The sequence below is a fragment of the Lysinibacillus odysseyi 34hs-1 = NBRC 100172 genome, assembly GCF_001591965.1.
GTDB classification, from domain to species: Bacteria; Bacillota; Bacilli; order Bacillales_A; family Planococcaceae; genus Lysinibacillus_B; species Lysinibacillus_B odysseyi.
Genome location: NZ_BCVX01000011.1, coordinates 56,004 through 80,485 on the forward strand (window position 1 = coordinate 56,004; position 24,482 = coordinate 80,485).

The 24,482-nt window shown below is 38.2% G+C and carries 15 protein-coding genes; 12 read left to right on the forward strand and 3 right to left on the reverse strand.

What is annotated here, in order from left to right; genetic code table 11:
• Positions 1-438 precede the first annotated feature (438 nt).
• Complete coding sequence (locus tag BOD01S_RS17060) at positions 439-1,179, reverse strand: FadR/GntR family transcriptional regulator (RefSeq protein WP_036151682.1); 741 nt, start codon at positions 1,177-1,179, stop codon at positions 439-441.
• Between the two features lie 236 nt (positions 1,180-1,415).
• On the opposite strand from BOD01S_RS17060, the gene BOD01S_RS17065 reads away from it, so the two are divergent.
• The 12 genes from BOD01S_RS17065 to BOD01S_RS17120 all read left to right on the forward strand — a co-directional run bounded on the left by BOD01S_RS17065 (position 1,416) and on the right by BOD01S_RS17120 (position 20,194).
• Positions 1,416-2,801: an FAD-binding oxidoreductase gene (locus tag BOD01S_RS17065; protein WP_036151685.1), complete on the forward strand. Its 1,386-nt coding sequence runs from the start codon at positions 1,416-1,418 to the stop codon at positions 2,799-2,801.
• 10 nt (positions 2,802-2,811) lie between these two features.
• A complete protein-coding gene (locus tag BOD01S_RS17070) occupies positions 2,812-3,795 on the forward strand; it encodes a bile acid:sodium symporter family protein (RefSeq protein ID WP_036151688.1) in 984 nt (327 codons plus the stop codon).
• A gap of 352 nt (positions 3,796-4,147) precedes the next feature.
• The gene (locus BOD01S_RS17075; RefSeq protein ID WP_036151690.1) at positions 4,148-6,103 is read left to right on the forward strand and encodes an LTA synthase family protein; all 1,956 of its coding nucleotides are present in this window, start codon (positions 4,148-4,150) and stop codon (positions 6,101-6,103) included.
• A gap of 634 nt (positions 6,104-6,737) precedes the next feature.
• On the forward strand, positions 6,738-8,789 hold the full coding sequence (locus BOD01S_RS17080) for a methyl-accepting chemotaxis protein (RefSeq protein ID WP_036151692.1): 2,052 nt from the start codon (positions 6,738-6,740) through the stop codon (positions 8,787-8,789).
• Between the two features lie 84 nt (positions 8,790-8,873).
• Positions 8,874-11,051: an amidase family protein gene (locus BOD01S_RS17085; RefSeq protein ID WP_052124718.1), complete on the forward strand. Its 2,178-nt coding sequence runs from the start codon at positions 8,874-8,876 to the stop codon at positions 11,049-11,051.
• 354 nt (positions 11,052-11,405) lie between these two features.
• Positions 11,406-12,095, forward strand: coding sequence for a response regulator transcription factor (locus tag BOD01S_RS17090; protein ID WP_036151695.1), 690 nt, complete (start codon positions 11,406-11,408; stop codon positions 12,093-12,095).
• Positions 12,092-13,357 carry a HAMP domain-containing sensor histidine kinase gene (locus tag BOD01S_RS17095; RefSeq protein ID WP_036151698.1) on the forward strand — a complete coding sequence of 422 codons (1,266 nt, stop codon included), beginning with the start codon at positions 12,092-12,094 and terminating at the stop codon, positions 13,355-13,357. The genes BOD01S_RS17090 and BOD01S_RS17095 overlap by 4 nt, the downstream gene beginning before the upstream one ends.
• 142 nt (positions 13,358-13,499) lie before the next feature.
• Positions 13,500-14,261 carry an ABC transporter ATP-binding protein gene (locus tag BOD01S_RS17100; protein ID WP_036151700.1) on the forward strand — a complete coding sequence of 254 codons (762 nt, stop codon included), beginning with the start codon at positions 13,500-13,502 and terminating at the stop codon, positions 14,259-14,261.
• On the forward strand, positions 14,221-16,608 hold the full coding sequence (locus BOD01S_RS17105) for an ABC transporter permease (protein ID WP_244887327.1): 2,388 nt from the start codon (positions 14,221-14,223) through the stop codon (positions 16,606-16,608). The genes BOD01S_RS17100 and BOD01S_RS17105 overlap by 41 nt, the downstream gene beginning before the upstream one ends.
• A gap of 166 nt (positions 16,609-16,774) precedes the next feature.
• Positions 16,775-17,341, forward strand: a complete 567-nt coding sequence (locus tag BOD01S_RS17110; RefSeq protein WP_036151702.1) for a DUF4256 domain-containing protein — start codon at positions 16,775-16,777, stop codon at positions 17,339-17,341.
• Between the two features lie 607 nt (positions 17,342-17,948).
• Positions 17,949-18,605, forward strand: a complete 657-nt coding sequence (locus BOD01S_RS17115) for a hypothetical protein (protein ID WP_036151852.1) — start codon at positions 17,949-17,951, stop codon at positions 18,603-18,605.
• A gap of 305 nt (positions 18,606-18,910) precedes the next feature.
• The gene (locus tag BOD01S_RS17120; RefSeq protein ID WP_036151704.1) at positions 18,911-20,194 is read left to right on the forward strand and encodes an MFS transporter; all 1,284 of its coding nucleotides are present in this window, start codon (positions 18,911-18,913) and stop codon (positions 20,192-20,194) included.
• Positions 20,195-20,604: 410 nt separating this feature from the next.
• Here BOD01S_RS17120 and BOD01S_RS17125 read toward each other — a convergent pair whose 3' ends face one another.
• Together BOD01S_RS17125 and BOD01S_RS17130 are read right to left on the reverse strand one after the other, a co-directional pair.
• Positions 20,605-21,498: an SDR family oxidoreductase gene (locus tag BOD01S_RS17125; RefSeq protein WP_036151706.1), complete on the reverse strand. Its 894-nt coding sequence runs from the start codon at positions 21,496-21,498 to the stop codon at positions 20,605-20,607.
• Positions 21,499-21,933: 435 nt separating this feature from the next.
• Positions 21,934-23,862, reverse strand: a complete 1,929-nt coding sequence (locus BOD01S_RS17130) for an MASE3 domain-containing protein (RefSeq protein ID WP_036151708.1) — start codon at positions 23,860-23,862, stop codon at positions 21,934-21,936.
• Positions 23,863-24,482: the final 620 nt, after the last annotated feature.

The window sequence follows — 24,482 nt, forward strand, 5'->3', positions numbered from 1 at the left end:
ATCTATTTAAATTTTGCCATTTATGAATGTAATTTTTTAGAGGGGCGGAGCAGTCTTTAAAAGGGGAGTTTGTAATTAGAGGAGAAGGAAAGTATCTATTGTAGTTAAACGCATAGATAAAGCTAGTAATTCCAGTGTGTTTTAAGTTTGATCTTTCCTCTCTGCTATGCTGTGAAGTTATCGTACAGCTGCAATTAGTATGAAAAAATAAAATGAAAATTGCCGTTTCAGGATGGTCTTCCGTTAAAATAAATAGTTCTTGTTTCAAATTCTTGATCAATAATAACCCGGATTCTCTCTTCATTGAATCCGAGTTTTTCGAGGTACTATTTCCTTTGTTTTTTGATGACATCTACAATCTATTTTCTGCATGATGCTTAAAAACAGCAGAAAGCATAAATAGCCAAGGCATACTTATTGATTTCTGCTTTTGCTATGTTAAAATAAATCATTTTTAGTCACATTTTCTCCAATATGACTAAAAAGTGATTCTGTCAATTCCCGTCTTATTTGTGTAATATGTTTTTCCATCAGTTGTTTGGCGTGTTCGGCATCACCAGCTGCGATAGCTAAATAAATTTCTTTATGCTCATCAATGGTTTCCTGTGTGCGTTCTGGATCTTTCAAGCGCTGTTTTCGGGTAGTACGAATCGTATCTTGCATATGTTCGCTAAGTGTTTGAAATAATTGCAGAAAAATTGAATTATGTGAAGCAAGAACAATATTAATATGGAAACTCAGATCAGCCTGAATGCCTAACTCTACATCATTTTTACTTCTATCCATCATTTTTAATGCATTGCCAATCCGCTCCAAGTCTTCGGAAGTGGCCCGTCGTGCAGCTAAAAAGGCACACTCTACTTCAAGTGCCTGGCGGAGTTCCAGCATTTCATATATTAGTTTTTTGTCTGTTTTTGTGACGGTAGTTGAAAGTTCTTCCCCTAATGTATAGCTTTCTGTTGCTTTGATAAAGCTGCCGCTGCCTTGCCTGATTTCAATAAATCCTTTTATTTCAAGCTTCCGGAGCGCCTCCCTAACAGATGTTCGACTTACATTAAAACGGCTCGCTAACTCCCTTTCTGTCGGAAGTTTTTCTCCAGGCTGTAATTCCCCATTTAAGAAACATTCCCTTATCTGATCAACAATTATTTGATATGCTTTTTTCTTTGGTTTTGGCATTCTCTATGTCAATCCTCTCAAATACTGGTAGTATAAACGCTTTAATCATACAGAAATAGCTCATGATTATCAATTTAAGAAAAATAATAATTATTGATATTTTCAGAATATTTAGTATAATAGTAAAAGGTTGGACCAATTGGGGAATAAGGTAAATTGGTATGACATATATATTCATCATTCATACAACTAAAATAAACAGTAATAAGTAATGAGCGCAAAAGGGGGAGGATAATATGATTATAACAAATGAAGAAGTGGTGAGTGCTCTAGGGGCTATTCTTACAGAAAGCCAAGTAACGGTCAATCAAACGGTTTTAGAACAACATAGCGGTGATGAATCATATCATAGTGCCAGTCTGCCGGATATTGTTGTATTTCCGGCAACAACAGAAGAAGTGAGTAAGATAGTAAAAATAGCAAATCAATATAAAATGCCGATAGTACCTTTTGGGAGAGGAACAAGCTTAGAAGGGCATGTTATTCCTTATGATCATGGCATAACAATTGATTTTTCCCTCATGGACAAAATAGTAGAAGTTCGGGAGAAGGATTTTCTTGTGAAGGTTCAACCAGGGGTGACGCGTTCCCAGCTAAATAAGGAGTTGAAAAAATACGGATTGTTTTTCTCAGTGGATCCCGGAGCAGACGCAACACTTGGTGGCATGGCAGCTACAAATGCTAGTGGAACAACATCAGTTAAATATGGGACTATGCGTGACCAAGTGCGGGATTTAGAGGTGGTTCTTTCAGATGGTACGGTAATTCATACGGGCAATTTAGCAGAAAAATCTTCATCAGGCTATCATTTGAACGGTCTATTCGTAGGATCTGAGGGAACACTTGGCTGCTTTACTGAACTGACGGTAAAAGTCTATGGAATTCCTGAATATATTATGGCTGCCCGAGCATCCTTTCAAACAGTCAATGATGCTGTTGAAGCAGTTGTTAGTATTTTGCAGGCGGGGATTCCGATTGCACGAGTTGAGCTTGTAGATGAAATTTCTATGAAACAAGTTAATCTGCATAGTAAAACAGCCTATCACGAACAGCCAACACTATTTTTAGAATTTCATGGGAATGAAGCCGGTTTAAAGCAGGATGTTGAATTTATGAAAGAAATTGTAGCAGGGCATAATTGTGAAAGTATTGAATTTGAGACTGATAATACAGCTCGAAATCAGCTGTGGGAAGCACGGCACAATTTGGCTTATGCCTATATCCATGGACACCCTGGAAAAAAGTTAATGGTAACCGATGTTTGCCTGCCTATTTCCGAGTTAGCAGGGGCTATTGCCCATGCAAGGGAAGCACTTAACCTATTATCGCTGCCAGGAGGGATTGTAGGCCATGTCGGTGATGGCAATTTCCATGTCCTTTTAATGATCGATATGGATGATGCGGATGAAATAAAAAAAGCCGATGAATTTAATGAGCTGATTGTCATGTATGCGCTTGAACGTGAAGGTACTTGTACAGGAGAGCATGGTGTCGGTATTGGTAAACAGAAGTACCAAGAGAAAGAACATGGAGAAGCGCTGCTTGTAATGGAGAAGATTAAACAAGCACTCGATCCCGGCTTACTTTTCAATCCAAATAAAATAATAAAAATAAAGAAATAGGGGTGGAAATATGAAAATTTTAGAAGCAATCAGCACGATAGCCGGAAAATACTTTGCCGTATGGGTCATCTGTATAGCTGTTATTGCCTTCCTAGCGCCGGATGTCTTCTTGCCATTCGGGGGATATATTACGATTTTGCTAGGTGTTGTGATGTTTGGTATGGGACTGACATTAAAAGCCGTAGATTTCAAACTTATTTTAACGAATCCGATGCCCGTTATTATTGGAGTATGTGCCCAGTACATTATCATGCCGCTATCTGCCTTTTTAATCGCTTTTGTATTGAACCTGCCAGCAGAATTAGCTGCCGGGCTAGTCCTTCTTGGTTCAGTCCCTGGGGGTACTGCTTCAAACGTTATGGTGTATCTGGCTAAGGGGAATGTACCGTTATCCATCACGATGACATCTTTTTCGACATTATTGGCTCCTATTGCAACGCCATTAATACTGCTGTTACTTGCCGGTAAATGGATGCCGGTAGATCCAGTGGCGATGTTTACTTCCATTATTCAAGTCATCATATTCCCGATCATTCTAGGTATTGTCATAAGGAAGTTTGCCCCTGAAATCGTAGAAAAAAGCATGAATGTCATCCCGCTTATCTCGGTAGTTGCTATTATGGTTATTGTATCAGCTGTTGTTGCGGGTAACGTCGACAGTATTACTTCAGCTGGAGCGATTGTTTTTATAGCTGTAGTACTCCATAATGCATTCGGATTGCTATTTGGCTATTTAACAGCTCTTGTGTTAGGGCTGAATGAAAGTAATCGGAGAGCTATTTCTATTGAAGTGGGTATGCAAAATTCAGGTCTGGGTGTAGCGCTGGCCACTGCCCATTTTGGTCCACTTGCTGCATTACCTAGTGTTCTTGGCGCTGTCTGGCATAATATTTCCGGTCCTATTCTTGCCACTTATTGGTCGAAAAAACCGGAACATGAAGAAAAACAGCTGAACGAACAGATACAAGAAAGCAGCAGCGGTACTCATATTTAAAAGGAAGAAAAGATGAAAGTGCCTGCTGACACCTACCCTTTACGCTATGTAAAAACTTGTGTGTTCAATCTTTGCAGAAATTTAAAGAAAGAGTTATAATTTTTATACCTCGTAAATGTTAGTTGAAAAACTGACGTTTATGAGGTGTTTTTTATGGAAATACTTACAATGGCAGGTAACTTTGTTAATTGCCTTTTCACGTGTTTAATAACTTGACAGAAAGCGTGATTAGGAATAGTATAACCTAGTTGCGTAAAAAGTTATCACGAAATAATACTTTTCTAACTTTACTATTTATAATCTCACTTCATATAAATCTAATTTTTATGCAAATAAAGGGTAGGTGCAAAAAATGAAAAGTGTAGTAAGTAAAAAAGATGGCTTATTCAAAAATTTCTTTTGGATATACGTATTAGCTGTTTTGATGTTATGGATGAAAACATACATTACTCAAACAACACAGTTTGAGCTTGGTGTAGAAGGATTTCTTCAGCAATTTCTTTTATTATTAAACCCATTAGGTTCAGCTATGCTGTTTCTAGGGCTTTCATTTTTATTTAAAGGAAAAAGAAAATATACATCGCTGGTGGTAGTTTACACCCTTATGTCTATTCTCTTGTATGCGAATGTTGTTTATTACCGATTCTTTAGTGATTTCATTACTTTGCCTACTATTTTCCAAACGCAGAACTTTGGAGATTTAGGTGGTAGTGTTCTTTCTTTATTGAAACCTTATGATATTTTGTTCTTTGTGGATGTATTTGTAGTCATTTACATGAGATTTTCCAAAAGGGTTCCAAAAGATACAAGAGGATTTGGGTACAAAAATGCAATGGCTGTCATTGCTTTTGCATTAGCATTATCGATTGTCAATTTAGGACTGGCTGAATCTAACCGTCCTCAATTATTAACACGTGGATTTGACCGTAACTATATCGTGAAGTATCTGGGAATGTATAACTATACGATTTACGACTCAGTTGAAACAATGAAAACGTCATCTCAAAGAGCTTTGGCAGATAGCAATGACATTACAGAAGTGATCAACTATACAAAGTCGAACTATGCTAAACCTAATCCAGAGTATTTTGGTGCAGCTAAAGGAATGAACGTCGTCTATTTACATTTAGAATCGTTCCAAAGCTTCCTGATTAACTATAAATTAAACGGCGAAGAAGTTACACCATTTTTAAACTCGTTGGCAAAAGATTCGAATACATTGTATTTTGATAATTTCTTCCATCAAACAGCCCAAGGGAAAACATCTGATGCAGAATTTATGCTTGAAAATTCTTTATTCGGTTTACCACAGGGCTCTGCCTATATTACAAAAGGGCAAAATAAATATCAGGCAGCTCCTGCTATCTTAAAAAATGAAGGATATACATCTGCTGTGTTCCACGGGAATGAAGGCAGCTTCTGGAACCGGAATGTGATTTATAAATCATTCGGCTATGATCATTTCTTTGATGCTGATTATTACGATACTACTTCTGAAGAAAACATGGCTGAATATGGTTTGCTGGATAAACCGTTCTTTGAACAATCAGCCGATCTTTTAAATTCTTTACCGCAGCCTTTCTATACGAAGCTGATTACGGTTGGGAACCACTATCCATATAAATTGGATCAGAATTTAGCAACGATCGGTAAATCAAGTACTGGTGATTCGAGTGTCGATAGTTATTTCCAAACGGCACGTTATGCAGATGAAGCGATTGAACAATTCTTTAACCAACTAAAAGAAGCAGGTCTATATGATAATACGATGATCGTCCTTTATGGAGACCACTATGGTATTTCAGAAAATCATAATAAAGCAATGGCACAGGTCATTGGAAAAGAAATCACGCCATATGAAAGTGCTAATTTGCAGCGTGTACCATTATTTATCCATGTACCAGGCATGAAAGGCGGAGCGAACCATACTTATGGCGGCCAAATAGACCTTCTGCCAACTGTACTACATTTGCTGGGCGTTGATTCGCAAAAATTTGTCCAATTCGGTTCAGATTTATTGTCAGAAGACCATAATGAAGTTGTTCCATTTAGAAACGGCGACTTTGTCGGCCCTTCAATCTATTCAATTAACGAAAAGTTTTATGATAATACAACAGGTTTACCGCTAGATGATAGTCAATTAGAGCTAGCGAAAGAAATGAAAGATGAAGTAGATTATAAATTACAATTATCTGATAAAGTCGTTCATGGTGACTTATTGAGATTCTATACGCCAGCAGGATTTACTCCTGTTGATCCGTCTCAGTACAATTATAAAAAAGAGACAGATACAGAATCTGATGAATAGTTAAGAGTTATTGAGCAGTTCAAGAAAATGAGTTTGATATCAAGGATTTTATGATATCTTACCTTATCTTGAACTGCTTTTTTATATGCCCTTTTGAAGAAGAGCATATAAAGCAATCTTGCCACTGTCTCTTATGCTGTTATAGATGGTCAGCTTATTTCAAAATGCTACATTGTTTAAACTGGAGAGGTAGATTGGGTTTAAAATATTCTAAATATTACATCTTATTGTTATACATATTTATTAATAAATAGTGTCTTTTTGGCAAAAATTGTTGAACTATGTAGAATTGTGTGAGACTATTATAGAAGTTAGGGATTTTTACTTATAATATTATAAATGGATAGGCAGTAAAGCCTTGTATTTAAGGTTTAAGAATTAATCGAAAGGTCCTGCAACCTAAACGATGATCATCTGATTATTAAATGTACAGATTAATACTTATTTAAAACCTCTGGCTATTCTATGGGAAATGGAATAGCCTTTTAGATTGGTTTTGCGATTACTGCAAATATCTTATTGAGAAGAATCATTAAGAAAGGAAGGGGAGAGGGCTGAAGTTAATGGAACAAAAGCTACACGGCAACAGCAGATGCACGAGTATTTTACTAAGAAAGCAGGAAGGTTTATCGATATGAATAAAAAAAGATTTTCATTTAAAATAAAGGTTTTAATTTATTCTTTATTGCTATCATTAGTACCGATCATGTTTATAGGATTTTTAGTAAATATAAAAGTCAGCGAAAAAACAGAGAAGGATTATCTTAATTTTAGTGAAAGAGAAATCAAACAGGTAGATAACGGCATTTCCATGTATTTTGACTCTATTAGGGAAAACGTGAGTTTATTAGCTACCAACCCTGCCATTTTGGATGCTGATTCTAGCATTACCTCTTATATGGAGGTAGAAGGGGAAGGTTCAATTGATATGACCCCTTCAAAGAATGGCGAGAAGGAAAGAGCAATATATGACGTATTCTCGCAATTTAGCAAGAGTCATCCGAACGCCGCTTATATTTATATGGGAACATCGGACGGAGGCTATGTTCAATATCCAGAAGGCCCGGTACCGGCTGGCTTCGATTCAAGGGATCGCCCTTGGTATACAACAGCTACTCAGGAGCCGGGGAAAGTACAATTGACAAGCGCCTATGCTGCAACAGGAATTGAAGGAATTATAGTAAGTAATGTAACTACGATTGACAAGGGCGGAAAACAAGTAGGTGTGTTAGGACTGGATATAAGTCTGGAAGGTTTAACGGATATTATCAAGGAAATCAGTATCGGGAAAAATGGTTACGTAATTTTAGCACAGGGCGATGGAACAATCCTTGCACATCCAAAGAACCCTGAATTGAATTTCGAATCTATTTCTGCTCTGAACATTCCACAACTAGAGGATTTAAGTAAAGATGGGTCATTTGAAGCTACAATCGATGGAAAAGAGTATGTGTTAAACACTGTCACATCGGAAAATGAAGGATGGAAGTATATTGCTGCCATCGAAAAGAGTGAGCTTTTAGCGACGGCAAATTCTATACGTACGAATATTTTTATCATAGGTGGAATTATTGCTGTAATAGCGATAATAGTTTCTATTTTCGTGAGTTTGGGGATAACACGGAGAATCAAAAGTATTAGTGATTTATCATTAGCTCTATCAAAAGGAGACTTAACTCAATTAGTTGAGATTAAATCGAATGATGAAATTGGTGATATGGGCAATAACTATAATATTATGGCTAATAGTTTAAAAGAAACAATCCAAAAAATCTCGTTTGAATCGCAGGCATTATCAGCTACATCAGAGGAGCTGGCAGCATCTTCTATCGAAAACCAGAAAGCTTCTAATCAAATATCCGGGTCGATTCAAAGTGTTGCAACAGGGACAGATGAACAGAATGCCGCCATGGAAAACGCAGTTGGCATCATAAATGAAGTGTTTAAGCATGTTGATGATGTGACAGTGAGCATGAACAATGTAAGTTCTTCTATTCACTATTCCGCTGAAGCTGCTAAACAAGGCAGTGATGTTGTAAGTCAAACTGTAAAACAAATGGGCGAAATAGATAGAAATGTAAGCTCTTCTGCTGAAAAAATTGGCGTATTAAATGAGAAGTCAAACGAGATTAGTCAAATCAGCTTAATGATACAGTCGATTTCAGAGCAAACAAACCTATTGGCTTTGAACGCTGCCATTGAAGCTGCAAGAGCTGGGGAACATGGAAAAGGGTTTGCGGTAGTGGCGGATGAAGTACGCAAACTTGCAGAGCAGTCCAGTCATTCGGCATTGCAGATTAATGAAATTACGAATGATATTAAAGAAGGAATTAAGGATTCAATGAGCCTTGTAAACCAAGGAGCAAACTCGGCTAAAGAAGGAATGAAGCTTGTTAATGAAAGTGGAAAAGCCTTCGGAGAGATTAAAAGTTCAGTTATTACTGTTACAGCAAAAATATCAGAAGTTAGTCTAGCAATGGAAAATATGAAAAATCATATAGCAGAAGTTGTAGAGCGTATAGAGGAAGTTTCACGAACAAGTTTAGAGGTAAACGAACATTCACAAAATGTTGCAGCATCTTCGCAACAGATGAGTGCCTCAATGGAAGAGGTTTCATTAGCTGCTCAAGAGCTGGCTAGAATGTCATTAGAATTAGAGGAAGTTATACAGCAATTTAAGTTGTAAGTTTACTGGATTCCTTGACTTTTAAGTCCTGCACAGCAGTTTGAAATAAAAGATTTATAGAGAAAAGACTAGGGAGGAAACAGCATGTTTAAAACCATCTATCAGTTTAAAACCCTGATTGCTTTTATGCTTGTAATGATAATGCTGCCATTGGTAAATGTTTCGGCAGAAGAAACAGAATTTAATCCATTTGAAAAAAGCATTAGTGAAATTTCTGCTGCTTTAAATAACAATGAAATTACTTCAGAGCAGTTGGTTAAGTATTATCTAGAGCGTATAGAAGCTTATGACAAGCAAGGCCCGGCGATTAACTCAATTATCACTGTTAATGAGCAAGCGTTGGAGACAGCAAAGCAATTAGATAAAGAAAGACAAAATACGGGGTCAAGAAGTATTCTTCATGGTGTTCCGATCGTTGTAAAAGATAACTTTGACGTAAAGGGAATGCCTACATCAGGAGGCTCTGTTGCACTAAAGGGTGCTTATCCTAATGAAGACGCTTTTACCGTTCAGAAACTTAAGGATGCTGGGGCTATTATCATAGCAAAAACAAACATGTCAGAGTTGGCAGCATCTTATGGAAGACTAGGGTACAGTTCTTTAGGTGGTTTAACTTTAAACCCATATAATCTTAATCGTGACGCCTCAGGATCAAGCAGCGGAACGGCTGCAGCAGTTACAGCGAATTTTGCTGTATTTGGATTAGGAACTGATACATCAGCATCAGTGAGAGGCCCGGCAAATGTTACAGGTCTTGTTGGTATAAGACCGACGACAGGTTTAACAAGCCGCAGCGGTGTAATTCCGTCCTCATTAACTTTTGATACAACTGGTCCATTAGCGAGATCTGTAGAGGATGCAGCGATTGCATTAAGCTTTATGGCTGGAGTCGATGAGGAAGACGATAAAACATTGTCTGCAAAGGGACATATTGTTGAGGATTATAGCAAAGACCTAGATAACACAGCATTGCAAACTGCAAGAATAGGAGTAGCTGTTGACTTCTTTGGGGACAATGAAGAAGTGGACAAAATCACAAACAAAGCTATAGAAAAAATGAAAGAAATGGGTACAGAGGCTATTCCGGTATCCTTCTCAGAACTAACACAATATTTATGGACGCCGATTATTGGGCCAATCAATGATGCAGATTTTAAAGTTCAATTTGAAGAATATCTTAAAAAGCTCCCAGAAGGTCAGCCAAAAACACTGGAGGAAGTAATCAAGATTAGTGAATCACCAGAAGTTCTAAATTCAGCAACACCGGTAAACCCTGGTCGTTTAGAAGGCTTAAAAACAGCTTTGAAACAAGCAGAATTTAAGGACAGCGCAGAATACAATGAGTTAATTAACGATATGTCTAAAGTGCGTGATGAAATCCAAACAATCATGGAAAAAGAAAGCTTGGATGCACTAGTATTCCCAACCATGTCGTGTCCGGCATCGTCAAGATTTGATAAGGAAGACCCAACATATGTATGTGAAGCCTATGATACGTATGCAGCGAGTTATGTAGCGTCAGCTACAGGATTCCCTGAGATTACTGTACCAGCTGGAGTTACGGAGCAGGAAGTGCCTGTTGGTATCTCATTCTTAGGAGTAGCATATAGTGAAAAATCTTTACTAGATTTAGCTTATTCGTTCGAACAGGCAACAGAAGCTAGAACGCTGCCTAAAACAACGCCTGATTTTACAGTTGAGACAGAAGAACAGCCTACATTTAAAGATGTAAATTCCTTTGTAGAGGAAATTGAATATTTGGCAGACAAAGGTATTATTCAAGGCTATAAAGATGGAACATTTAAACCAAACAATACTGTTACTCGTTTACAGGCTGTACAAATGATTTTAAGAGAAAAGGGAATTAAAGACTTTTCCAATGTTGCAAATCCCGGATTTATAGATGTGAAGTCGGGCGATAAAGGATATGGCGAGATTGCTAAAGCTGTTGAATTAGGGATTATCAGTGGAAAAGTAAACGCCCAAGGTCAAAAGTATTTTGACCCTAATGGAAACCTGACTCGCTCACAGGCGGCTAAGGTTCTAGTATCAGCTTATAGCTTAAAGGGAACTAGTCCAACTGAATTTAAGGACATCCCAAAAAATCACTGGGCCTATAATGTTACTTCCGTGCTGGCAGCTAATCATATTGCTACTGGTTATGCAGATGGAACATTTAAGCCATCTACTAATCTATCACGCCAACATTTTGCTGCATTTATGGCTCGATGTTTAGACGATCAGTTTAAGCCGGTAAAGTAAACCTTTGAGGAAGAAGCAAGGGTAATAGAAGAATAATAAATAACATGTAGGCATCTCATAAACAATACAAACTTATGAGATGCCTTTTGTATATAGAGAAATTTAGCAGATGTCCGCTCATTCATCTTGTAGGCCGGAAAGATATGCCTGTTTTTCTGCTGGTCTTATCAACTACTATGTAAAAACAAAAATATCCTCAACTATGCCTACTATCTTGTGGAGCAGCCGCGTAGCTAGCTTTACTCCTCAATCAATTTCTTCATATCCATAAATTTACACCATACCTTCTCATTTAATGTATACTGTGATTATCCTGTTAAACGAGTAGGAAAGTCTTTTTCTAGGAGATTTACAATGAAATTAGATTGCTTAATTGTTGATGACGAAATTGCTTTAGCGGAAACAACATGTGAATATTTTAATATGTTTGATGTCAACACAGCCTTTGTGACAAGTGCGGAGGATTGCGAACGTTTTTTGGAGAAGCATGAACCATCAGTGCTTCTTCTGGATATCAATCTTGGGAATGAATCGGGCTTCGATCTGTGTAAAAAATTGCGCAAAACAACGCAGATTCCGATTTTATTTATCAGTGCCCGTTCCAGCGATGATGATGTTCTCATCGCGCTTAACATAGGTGGTGACGATTACATCCAGAAGCCCTATACATTAAGTATCCTACTGGCAAAAGTAAAAGCAGTGCTCAAAAGATATGGCGGTAATCCCGGCAGCCAACAAGATTTCTTAGCGTTTGGGCAGATTCAACTTGATTCAAAGCTGCATCGTGTACGGGTAAACGGCGTTGATATTCAACTCAAGACGATGGAATATAAACTTCTGTCTTATTTAGTAAAGAACAAAAATCGGATCATTACAAAAGATGAATTGTTTCAAAAAGTTTGGGGAGATTCCTTTGTGGGAGATGGCACGCTTAACGTACATATAAGATATTTACGTGAGAAGATTGAAAGCAATCCAAGGGAACCGCAATATATAAAAACGGTTTGGGGAACAGGCTATGTTCTAGAGGATACGGACGAATGAGACTCAAACTGCTGATTATTACAATACTAACTGTTTTTGGTGTGGGGATTGTTCTCTCTGTAATCGTTATTAATACTAAAAATATCGCTGAGGTAGATCTCGTAGCTCTCAATGATGCAGTGAAAACGGCTGAAAAACATTGGGGGCAGATCAGTCGGGAGACCTTTCAACATAGTGATATTAAACAGCCGTTCACTATTTTAGATAATGCAGAAAATGTGATTTACGAAACACCGGACAATCACTTTAGCAATTTATATGGCGCGATAAAAAATAAAGATACAATAATGGATTTGAAGAATGATGACGAGATTGTAGGGAAATTAATTATCCGCAATAACGAAAAAGAAATTATACAGCAAATGAAAAGCGAACTGGCTATATCCATCAGTTTACTATTTGTATTCCTAATGAGTATCAGCATTTTTTATATCCTCTATATTTACAGAACGATTCTGAAGCCATTTCAGCAGCTTCGGACTTTCGCAGCGAATGTGGCGAGAGGAAATTTGGATATACCTTTAAATATGGATAGGAATAATTATTTTGGTGCGTTCACGGAAAGCTTTGATTTATTGCGTGAAGAGCTTGATACGGCACGCCAGAGAGAGTATGAATCCAACCGCAGCAAAAAAGAGCTGGTGGCTACATTAAGCCATGATATTAAGACACCTGTCTCTTCGATAAAGGCGGTTAGTGAATTGATGCTTATGCAGGCCAAGGATGAAAAGATTATGAAGCAGGCGAATACAATCTATTCAAAAGCCGAGCAAATTGATTTACTCGTGACAGATATGTTTCACGCCACTTTGGAAGAGCTGCAGCAGTTAAAATTAACAGTATCCGAAAAGTCGAGTGAAATACTTGTTGATATGATTGAAAATGTTAATTATGATCATCAAATCGAATATGAACCAATCCCCCAATGTATTATTTTAATGGATTCACTACGTACACAGCAGGTAATAGATAATATTATCAGCAATTCGTATAAATACGCAGGAACGAAAATCACTATAAAGTCTCAAATCAATCAGGGCTATCTTGAACTCCATATTCTAGACTTTGGACCCGGTGTAAGTGAAGAAGAATTGCCTTTGCTGCTCAATAAATATTACCGCGGAATGAATGTCGAAGGGAAGAGCGGTTCAGGACTTGGTCTTTATATATCGAAGTATTTTATGGAAAATATGTACGGCCAAATTAACTGCTATAATCGTTGTGATGGCTTTACCGTAGTATTAAAGATCAAGCTCGCATGATAATTAAGAATCAGTTAAGAATGGCACAAAGATTTAATAAGAATTCATCTTGTATGATAAGACTGTAATCTTCATTACGGTCTTTTTTCGTTTTGTTGAAAATACAAACACGAGCTTAATAAGGGGAGAGTGTGAATCAATAATGCCTAATATAATTATTAAGACAGAGAAGCTGTGTAAAACCTTCTCAAGCGGGGGAATTCAACAGCATGTCCTGAAAAATCTGGATATTAGTTTGATAGAAGGAGACTTTACAGTCATAATGGGCAGTTCGGGCTCCGGGAAGTCTACGCTGCTTTATGCCATCAGCGGAATGGATAAACCAACATTAGGTGAAATCAATTTTGCTGATAGAAATTTAGCGAAACTAAATAACGATCAATTGGCAGTATTCAGGAGAAATAACTGCGGCTTTGTCTTCCAGCAGATTTATTTATTGGACAATATGAGTGTACTCGATAATGTACTGGCAAGTGGCCTTTTAGTAAATAAAAACAAACGCGAACTCGTCCAAAAGGCGAAGAAATTACTCATGCAAGTAGGGATCAATGAAAATGCATGGTCTAAATTTCCGACACAGCTTTCTGGGGGGGAGGCTCAGCGGGTGGGAATTGTTAGAGCCTTAATCAATAATCCGAGGATACTATTTGCCGATGAACCAACCGGTGCATTAAACTCAGCAGCGAGCGATAGTGTACTCGATGTTTTAACTAACGAAAATCAAAACGGGCAAAGTATTGTCATGGTCACACATGATATGAAAACTGCATTACGGGGAAATCGAATCTTGTATTTGCGGGATGGCGTCATTTGTGGTGACTTGCAGTTAAGTGCATTCAGTGAAAAAGAGTACGCTGAGCGACATGAAAAACTCGGAACTTTCCTTGCTGAAATGGGGTGGTAAGGTGAAAGTTATGAATCTAGCCCTTGCCAATATTAGAAAAAGTAAATCTGCAACGGCTTCTTTATTTATTTTTATTTTAGTCGCTGCGCTGCTTCTCAATACAGGTCTTATGGTTATTACACAAATAAATGTGTTTTTTGACAGCAAAGCGGAACAATTAAAAGACCCCCATGTGGTAATCATGATGGATGATGCAAGCTATCATCATAATTATGGAGAATTTATAAGAAGCTATCCCGGGGTAACAGAGACAGAAACAGAAGAAGCGATCATCATGAACAGCGCTAAATTTAATTTTAACAATAGTGAATTAACGAGTAGTGCCGCTATTTTTAATGCAGATGATGATCGTAGCATCGGGGCATTGAAGCTGATTGAGAAGCTTGATACTTCACGGGCTGATGATATTTTTATTCCTTATGTTTTTAAAACAAATGGCGGCTATGAGTTGGGTGAAGATTTTACTATCACCTATCAAAACAAGGACTACGACTATCGAATTGCCGGCTTCTTTGAAACAACCATGCTGGGTACGACCAATATTGGGATTATGAAGTTTATGCTGCCCCAATCCCCATATCAAACATTAGCAGCTAAACTCGACACACTAACAGATGGGGTGGTCATCTCCGCGCTGATGGAGGACAAAACACAATCTGCAAAATTACTCAATGATTTCACGAAGGAATTCCCTCAATCAACGGTAGGTGAAACGACTTCGTATATTTGGGGATTGGATATCGAGATGGTGAAAAGCGTGAGCACATTAACGATTAACATCATTGCTGTGATACTAGTAGCTTTTGCCGCTATTATGGTGCTCGTGTCCCTCATTGTTATTAAGTATCGTGTATCAAACAGCATTGAAGACGGAATGACAAATATAGGAGTACTGAAAGCAATCGGCTACACAAGCAGGGAAATTCTTTCGTCTATTATTTTACAGTTTGTATTAATTGCTTGCAGTGCAAGTGTGGCAGGGGTAGCTTTGTCATATTCTCTTATGCCTTTCATTGGAAGCATTATTTCCTCCTTATCCGGTTTAATATGGCATCAAAAATTCGATATCGGTATTAATTTAGCCGCTATTTTCATTGTTGCTTTTTGCGTTGTTATTGTTACATTACTTTCTGCATTTCGAATTAGAAAAATCCAACCGATCATGGCGCTTCGTGGGGGGATTTCTACACACAGTTTTAGAAAAAATTACTTTCCGTTGGATAAGACAAGAGGGGGACTGCACTTCTTGCTTGCTGTTAAATCAGCGTTGGCCAACGCAAAACAAAATATCATGATTCTTTTAATCATTAGCGCATTAACTTTTGCATCGGTTTTTTCAGTGGTGCTTTATTACAACATTGCTTCAGACAAAACCGCATTCGTGAATTTATTTGGCACGGAACCGGCAAATGTAATGGTCACCGTTAAACCTGATGCTGATTCAAAAGAGCTTTTGAGTACCATTCAGCAAATGGATCGAGTAAGAGAGGTAAATATATTTGACCTTATTACGACAAAAGTTGATGGTCAAACTGTCTATACGAATGTTACGGATGATTATAGCCAGTTGGAAAATAATATTGTCTACGAAGGCCGCCAGCCGAAATATGATAATGAAATATCTATCTCCTGGGTCGTATCAAACCAAATTGGTAAAGGAATCGGGGATACGGTTGAAGTGGAATATGGGGCTGGAAAAGCACATTTTCTAGTAACCGGTCTCAGTCAATCCGTTGGCAATTTAGGACAAATAGCTGCATTAACAATGGATGGGATACAGCAATTACACCCTGATTATAAAGGAACAACTCTTTATGTCTATCTGGATGGCAGCTCAAATAAAAACTTTATCGAAAATATCCAGGAACAGTACGGAGATTATATAGTAGAATCATTAGATATCGATGAAAATATAGAGAGCCAAACAAGTATGTATACAGCTGCAGTATTTGCCGTGATGGTGATGGTTTTGACAATTACCATTCTCGTCGTTGTGATGATTCTCTACCTCGTCATTAAAACGATGATTATTAAGCGCAAGAAGGAATTTGGTGTAATGAAAGCTGTCGGCTATTCAACGGTTCAGCTGATGAATCAAATCTCTATCAGTTTTTTACCTGTCATCATTACCGGTGTTACTATTGGCGGTATGCTTGGATACTTTTTCACAAATCCGATGCTTTCCCTATTGCTTTCAAGTGCAGGGGTGAAACGTCTGGAGTTTATCGTTCATTTACCAATCATTTTCATGCTTTGTGCAGGAATTCTTATTGTCGCTTATAGTGTCTCCATGTTCGTATCCTTAAAAATCAAAAACATTTCGGCCTACAGTTTGCTTACAGAATAGAATGATTTGTTGAGTTCTAAAATGCAATACGGAAGAAGGAATGACCCCCAAAAAGCCACAACGGTAAATTGGGAATTTTTAGACTTCTAAGCTGAATATTGCTATACTAACGGAGCAGTTTAGCACTTAACATATAATTAATCAAACTAATAAGGGGGAAGTTAGCATGGCAAAGAAAAATAGGGAGTTGTCGCCCGAACAACGTGAAGAAATACTTGGAATATTAAAGACTCGCTTTGAAAAAAATATGAACCGTCATGAAGGAATGGAATGGTCCGAAGTTCAAGTAAGGCTAGAAACGAATATTGAAAAATTGTGGTCGCTTAATGAGATGGAAATAAGCGGGGGCGAACCGGACGTTGTAGGTCTTGATAAACAAACAGGTGAATACATTTTTACTGATTGTTCAGCGGAAAGTCCTAAAGGGCGCAGAAGTGTTTGTTATGACCAGGAGGCTCTGGAGTCCAGAAAACAGCATAAACCAAAAAATAATGCTGTAGATATGGCTGCCGACATGGGGATTGAAATCTTAACGGAAGAACAGTATCGGGAGTTGCAGAAACTGGGGAAATTCGATACTAAAACATCGAGCTGGGTGAGAACACCTGATCATATTAGAAAACTCGGTGGAGCTATATTCTGTGATTGCCGCTATGACACGGTCTTTATGTACCATAACGGAGCGGAGTCTTATTATGCTGCCAGAGGTTTCAGAGGTACGTTAAAGGTCTAAATTATCATGTGAAGCAGAGTTTATTAAGTATGCTGGGAAAAGCAGATGGTTAGAAGTGCAGGGATGCACCTTTAGTTGGCCGTCTGCTTTTACAATTTATAAATGCAGCGTTATGAATAGTTTACAAAGCTGCTGATTATAGTGCAGCAGCCTGCTGGATTATATGAGTTTAGTGTATATACATCAGAAGAAAACTTCCGGCATCCAAGAAACTACAGCTCTACTTATTTTGCTATAAAAATAGACACTAATCTTTTTTTTGCCTGTCTATCTTTGGCTGCTGCATATGCAAAATAGGCAAATTCATATAAGACATAAATAACGTAAAATAAGTGTCATCGAGAAAATGTTGGCGCTTATTTTTTATTTATGTTGTATGTCAAACTCAGCGAATAGCGGTCGTGCCTGTTATAAAATCTTTCAATAATAAATTGGCACCCTAAGCGATTATTGTTTGCTGAAAAGTACCTGTTTAGATGTGCTATGCTGTGCCGGAAGGTTAAAGCGGACTTATATAGAGGGTGAAAACGGTATAGTTGTAAAATGATAATAATAGGTTTTTTAAATAATAAAATCGAATAGAAAGGTAAGGGGTGTACGATTAATGATATCAACTATAAAATTTGACTCTTTTCATCAGAGAGAAGAAATAAAGAGAGAATTAAACTTCATCAAATTGGAGCATGAAATCATGAAAGACTTTGTGGATTTTGAAATCTTCTCTTTCGACGAACTTGATGAATATCAAATAGGGTACAGTATAGATCTTAATGGAAACTCTCTTGTAACCGATGAGGCAGATACTTGGGATGACAGTTGGGTTGTTATTGGATATGAAACCTTGTGTGGTGATCCGATTATTATCGAGTTAAACGAAGCTGGCTATCCTGTATCTAGATTGATGCATGGTATGGGGAGCTGGAATAACGGTACGTTCCTTGCAGATTCTATAAAATCGTTTTTAAGCATTTTGAAAGATATAAGGTGTTTCCTGACAGAAAAGCAAATGTTGCAGGGAAAGAAGATGATACAACATAAGGAATTAAAAGTATTGGTAAATAGCATGATAGAAAAAAACAAAACCGTAGATTTTGAAATATGGGAAGCTCTATTACAGCCATTATTTGATATGGCGGAAGAATACGAGGAAACATTAAAAGCAAAAATTGAGGAAATGAAAAGAGAAGGCAGAAAAATTACAGAGATTGCGGGCATGCTTAGCATACAGCCTAAAGATGTTTATGAGTATAGTAAGAAAAGTTAAAAGGAAAAATAGTGTTATAGTTCAATAACTAACTCTCGCTTTTATAGTTACATGATTCACTAAACAATAATAAGAGCTGTAAAAAAGTTAGACCCTACTGATATAGGTGCCTGCAGGATTAATAAAGTCTACGGATATAGTAATCGCAAAATTTTGCGGTCAGGGCTTGAATGTTTTCAGAGGATAGCCGTATGTAATAAAAGGACTTCCCCATCATTTAATTATAAAAGTCCGCAGCAAAACAGGTTGTTGCAGTTCTGTATATTTCATATATATAGAAGAAAAGCTAATGGGAGTAGAGATGACTGGACAAAAAAAGCAGCAAATACAGATGGATTGTCTTTTTTGCAGTATTATTTACTTATTTGTTAATGGCAAGTCAACGGACTGCACCGGGATTGATTACGGATCAATTAATGAGGGATTTTAGTGTAACAGCTTCTACGATTGGTTTATTGACGAGCATACAATTTTTTGTGTACACGGGTTTGCAAATACCGATGGGGATTTTAGCTGACCGGTACGGGCCGAACTTTTTTCTGATTATTGGTGCCGTACTTACGGGTTTGGGGACAATTATTTATAGCCTCGGCACCCATGAATTCGTGCTGTTTTTCGCCAGAATACTTACAGGGATAGGGGATGCGACCATATGGGTCAATATGGTTCTTATTTTAGCCCAATGGTTTCATACAAAGGAATTTGTTCGGTTAATTGGCCTCGCGGGTATGACAGGCAGTCTTGGTTTCTTATTAGCGACTGTTCCTTTCTCTGCGTGGATTCTATTACTTGGCTGGAGAACCGCGTTTTTCTCAGCAGGAGTACTATTATGCTTATGTGGGATTCTTCTTTATTTTGTTCTTATAAAAAGATCCAAGCAGATTTTTATGGATGAGCCGGCAATAAAAACAGCAGAAGTACGGCGTGAAAAACCGTCTGTCTTACTAAAGGGGATTTTTTCGAGCCGGCAAGCATGGGCGCTGTTCCTTTGTCATTTTGGTGTAGTCGGCGGTTATGTGGGGTTCATCAGTTCATGGGCAGTACCGTATGGGATGAATATGTATGGGATGACGCGCTCAGATGCAAGCGGAATGATTATGATTGGTCTTATCGGGGCACTGATTGGCGCCCCTCTGGCCAGCTGGATTTCAAGTCGGCTGGAAACAATAAAAAGGCCGTATATGATTGTTCATATGATTGTTTTATTGAGTTGGCTTTCCTTCCTTTTGTTTGATGGAGTGCCGTCATTTTCTTTGGTAATGATACTCTTCTTTCTTATTGGGTGTGGATACGGAGCAAGTGCATTGACCTTTGCAGCTGTACGTCAATCTTTCCCTATAACAGAATCGGGGATTGTTTCGGGGTTTGCCAATACAGGAGGATTTCTAAGTGCTGTACTGCTGCCAATCATATTTGGATTTATATTAGACTATTTTTCAGCTGCCTCAGGTAACCAGGAGGCGGGATATTATTATGGTTTTATTATTCCGGTCATCTTCTCCCTCCTTGGGTTGATAGGGGTAATGTTATTGAAAGAAAAGCGCAGGGAGTCAGAGGTGAATACGGAGTTCTTAAACGTTAGTAAGTAGAGATGAAAAGGAATATTTGTCCGGCTATATACTATTAAATAAAAAAGCAGGGGCCTATTATTGGATTGGAATAAAACTTGATTAAAATTTCTATTCAAATCTTACTTAACAATATATAAACTCCATTTTGAAGAAAAGAATGATAAAAATGAAGTTTGCTGTTTTAACTAATGATAAGAATGCTATAAAAAGGTTTGATCATGCCCTAAGAGTGTTGCTCACTAATGGCGCCTGATTGTTAAAGAATGCTATGAATGAAAAGTAATTAAAAGCCTGCTACAGTTGGATGCTAAATACTAACTGCAGCAGGCATATTATCATTTAGTATGTTTTACATTATCTATGCTTAAGCTGTTAGTCCAACATCACTAAATTCAAGTGAGGTGTTTTTATTTGACCCACGCTTAAGATTACAAGTCGATCGGCTCGCCACCTGTCACCCCATAGATCTGTCCTGTGATATAACTCCCTTCATCGGAGGCTAGAAGAACATACACCGGCGCAAGCTCTACCGGCTGTCCTGCACGGCCAAGAGGAGTGTTTTGGCCAAACTCAGGGATTTTTCCTTCCAATTGTCCATTATCCAACTGCAACGGTGTCCAAATAGGTCCTGGCGCAACCCCATTGACACGCACCCCCTTAGAAGCAAAGTACGAGGAAAGGTTTATCGTAAAGTTGCTTATCGCACCTTTTGTAGCGGCATAATCCATTAAAGATGCGGATGGATTGAAAGATTGAACCGATGTAGTAGTAACAATCGCACTTCCAGGTTCCAGATGCTCTTCGGCAGCTTTTACGGTCTCAAACATGCTCATGATATTTACTTTGAAGGTATCATGCACTTGTTTAATTGTGAAATCACTTAAGGTTGGCTGGGCGATTTGTTGCGCAGCATTCAGTACTAATGTGTCCAATCCACCAAAAGCTTCTACAGTTTTTGTCACAATTTCTGTCGGTGTGCCATCTTCCCGCAAGTCATATGGGAGCAGTAATGCTTTTCTGCCTGCTTTTTCAATTAATTCTTTAACTTCGTTCGCATCTTCTTCTTCACCAGGGAAGAATTGGATAGCTACATTTGCACCTTCACGCGCAAAGGCAATAGCAGCGGCACGGCCAATGCCGGAATCGCCGCCGGTAATTAGGGCATTACGTCCTTCCAGGCGATTATATCCTTTATATGATTCTTCTCCGCAGTCAGGTTTAGGACCCATTTTACTCTGTAATGCTGGGGTGTTCTGCTCTTGATCCGGGAATTTTTCTGTATAAAATTTCTTGCGTGGATCGGTTAGATGTGGGTTTTTCATCAAAATCATCTCCTATTTTGTTCGATATTTAAAGCTAAAGAATACAAATTACAGAAAGGCATTTAACACACTTTGCAAGCTTTCACAAATTAATCCCTGGTACATTTTTTCCCTCTGATCATCACTTTAAACAGCTTCAGCCCTTTTCCCCTTTTCGAATCCGCTAATTAATAAGAGCTACTGTAATTAACACCATTACCAAACTATACTGATACCTCTAAAAAGGAGTTGTTCAATTGTCTGGCCCGATTGCGAAATGGTAAAATATGTATATAATCACCGCAACTTAATTAGATTTTTTATAATCTTCGCATCTTTTTATAAACATCGGGGATTTCCTTGAAGCCTATAAAAGGAGAAATATAAATACTAACAAGCTGAAAAACTAAGAACAAAACCAGGTCCCCTCAGGCACCTGGTCTATCAGATCTTCTATCAAGCCTTCAATATTATAATCGTCTGGTCATCATGCACCTTACATGGCCGGAGTTGATTCACTTCCTCAAGCACATGTTGGGCGAGAGCTTCGCCAGTTTGAGAATGATCGGTCCTCAGCACTGCTTCGCGCAGGAGGGTTGTTCCATCTGGAGTATCCTCATTTTTACACTCAATCACACCGTCTGTATAGAGTATGATTAAATCGCCATCTCCCAGTACCACACTTTGAGTTATATAGGTACTGTCTGCTAAAATACCTAGTGCTGGGTTTTTCGTATGTAACTCAATAAACTTATTGCAATCAGCCTGATACCATAAAATCGGTTCATGTCCTCCTGTTGAATAGGAAAACAGCCGGGTAGCCTGGTTGTAGTTTACCATCGACAACGTAACAAATGAATAATCACTCGTGTAATCATGAACAAACGTATTCATACTAGTAAGCACATCATGTGGTTCTTCATAACGGCTGTTAAAGTCCTCTAATGCATAAACCATCATCGATTTCTGGATTGCAGCTGGGATACCCTTACCGGATATATCGGCAATCGCCATCATTAGCAGGTCCCCGCGTCTGACAATACTGTAAAAATCACCGTTCAAGATGCGAAAGGGGACACTCGCTATACTAACATTTTCAAAAGCTTTCCATTTATTTTGCTGAGAAGTGAGTGATTCCTGCAATTTCACAGCCAAGTTCAGCTCAAGGTCAAGTTCCTTCTTTGCCTGCTGCAGCTCACCAAACGCTAATTCCTGCGACAAGTCAGAAAAAGTAACAACCGTGCCAGCTTGCACCCCATTCTTTAGCATCGGTTCCGTTTTCATCAACACCGGAAAAACAGTGCCATCCTTGCGTCTGAAAAATTGATTCTTTGAGGAGCGCGGTTTTCCATCTAGAAATGTCTGCCAAGCCAGGCAATCCTCCTTGTCAAACTGATTGCCCTCGGAAGTACAGTGAATGATATTATGAAAATCATACTCGAAAATTTCCTTTTGCTGAACTCCAAGCATTCTTAAAGCTGATTCATTGATGAATGTTATCTTTCCTTCGTCATTAATGCCATACACTCCATCAGCGATTGAATTCAGTAAAAGTTCATGTCTTGCGCTTAAATCATATAACTCTGTATACGGCTTTTCGATTTTTGCCTGATACATATGCTTGAGCAAATAATAATAGCCGAGAACTTTAAATAAGTGACCAGCCATATTTCGGTATTCATTGACTTCCTCGTAAGAAATGAATAACCAGGAAGACAGAATCAGGTAAAACGAAGCAAGGGAGACTTCCTTAAAAATCATGCTCGACCCACCGTAAATTGCTTTATAGAGCACTGAAGCATGGATAAGAATCGTCATAAATTCGAAGCCGATTTTCAGCGGAGTCGGACTGCCGCCGATAATCAAAAGCGGCAGGTTCGGATAGAAACGAAAGATAATGAATGATATGAGCAGGGCATACAGCAGTGCCAGCAGATAGGCATACTTTCGAACGGACAGCTTTACCCTGGATTTTAATGGTAACAAAATGACAATCATAAAAATAACGCTTTCGGTCGAGCGGGCTGCAACCCAAAACCATGCAGCCGCTAGTGAGCTGCTATCGATAATGAAATAGGGCATTCCGCTAAAAGAATATGTATGCATCAAATCAAGCAGCCCCACCGCTACAAACATCGCTGAAAACAGCAGCCAGTTTGCTGACATCGTCTCTTTAAAAGAAATCCAGCCATGAAGAGCAATTGAAAAGGCTACGAAAATACTACACATTTCTAACATTCCATGGACAGCTATATGGTTGGCGCGAACTGGCTCATAAAGATTTGTGAAGAAACCGACTTGAAAGTTTAATAAAATAAAAAAGAGGATGGATCCTAGTGCAAGCAGCCTTGTAGGCAGGGCGATCCGTTGTATAAAAGCAATCATTGCTGTCCTCCATATCCTTCAATTTTTAGGCAAACCTTTTTATTTCCTTAATGTTATTTCCATATTAACCAACTATCAAAGTGGCTACTTTTTTAGTATGAATGTGTCTCATTTAAAGTTTGCAAGAGTCTCTATGTACTTCACAGTCACTATTACCGGATTTCATAATAATAGCCGATTGGATATCTTTTTCTAATCCTGTGCTTCGTTTAATGTTACTGTTATTGCATCTAATTAACAATAAAAAAAGAAAATAAAGCCATCCCCATGCGTTTCATTAAAATTTCTTGTCCTCTAAATGAATTAAACCCAAATATTAATAAGTTCCGTATTGTTTTTTCTTCATAAACATTAACATAAATAGCCAATTTGATTTGAACGTCTTTCTCTATTAAATAGCCCCCTCCATGAAGAAAGACACTCTCCTCATTTAAGGAAAGCGCCCGTTTGATACAGAGCATAACAACGGCTTGTCTTTGTTGCTTCGTTTGATTTTTGAAAATAGAAACGGAACAAACACAAGACTCAAATAACCTAATGTAAATAACCTTTGCGTTTTAATAGGTCTTACTGTTGACAGGAATTAGAGCAGTTTTTTCGCTCTTCAAAAATTCAAGAGC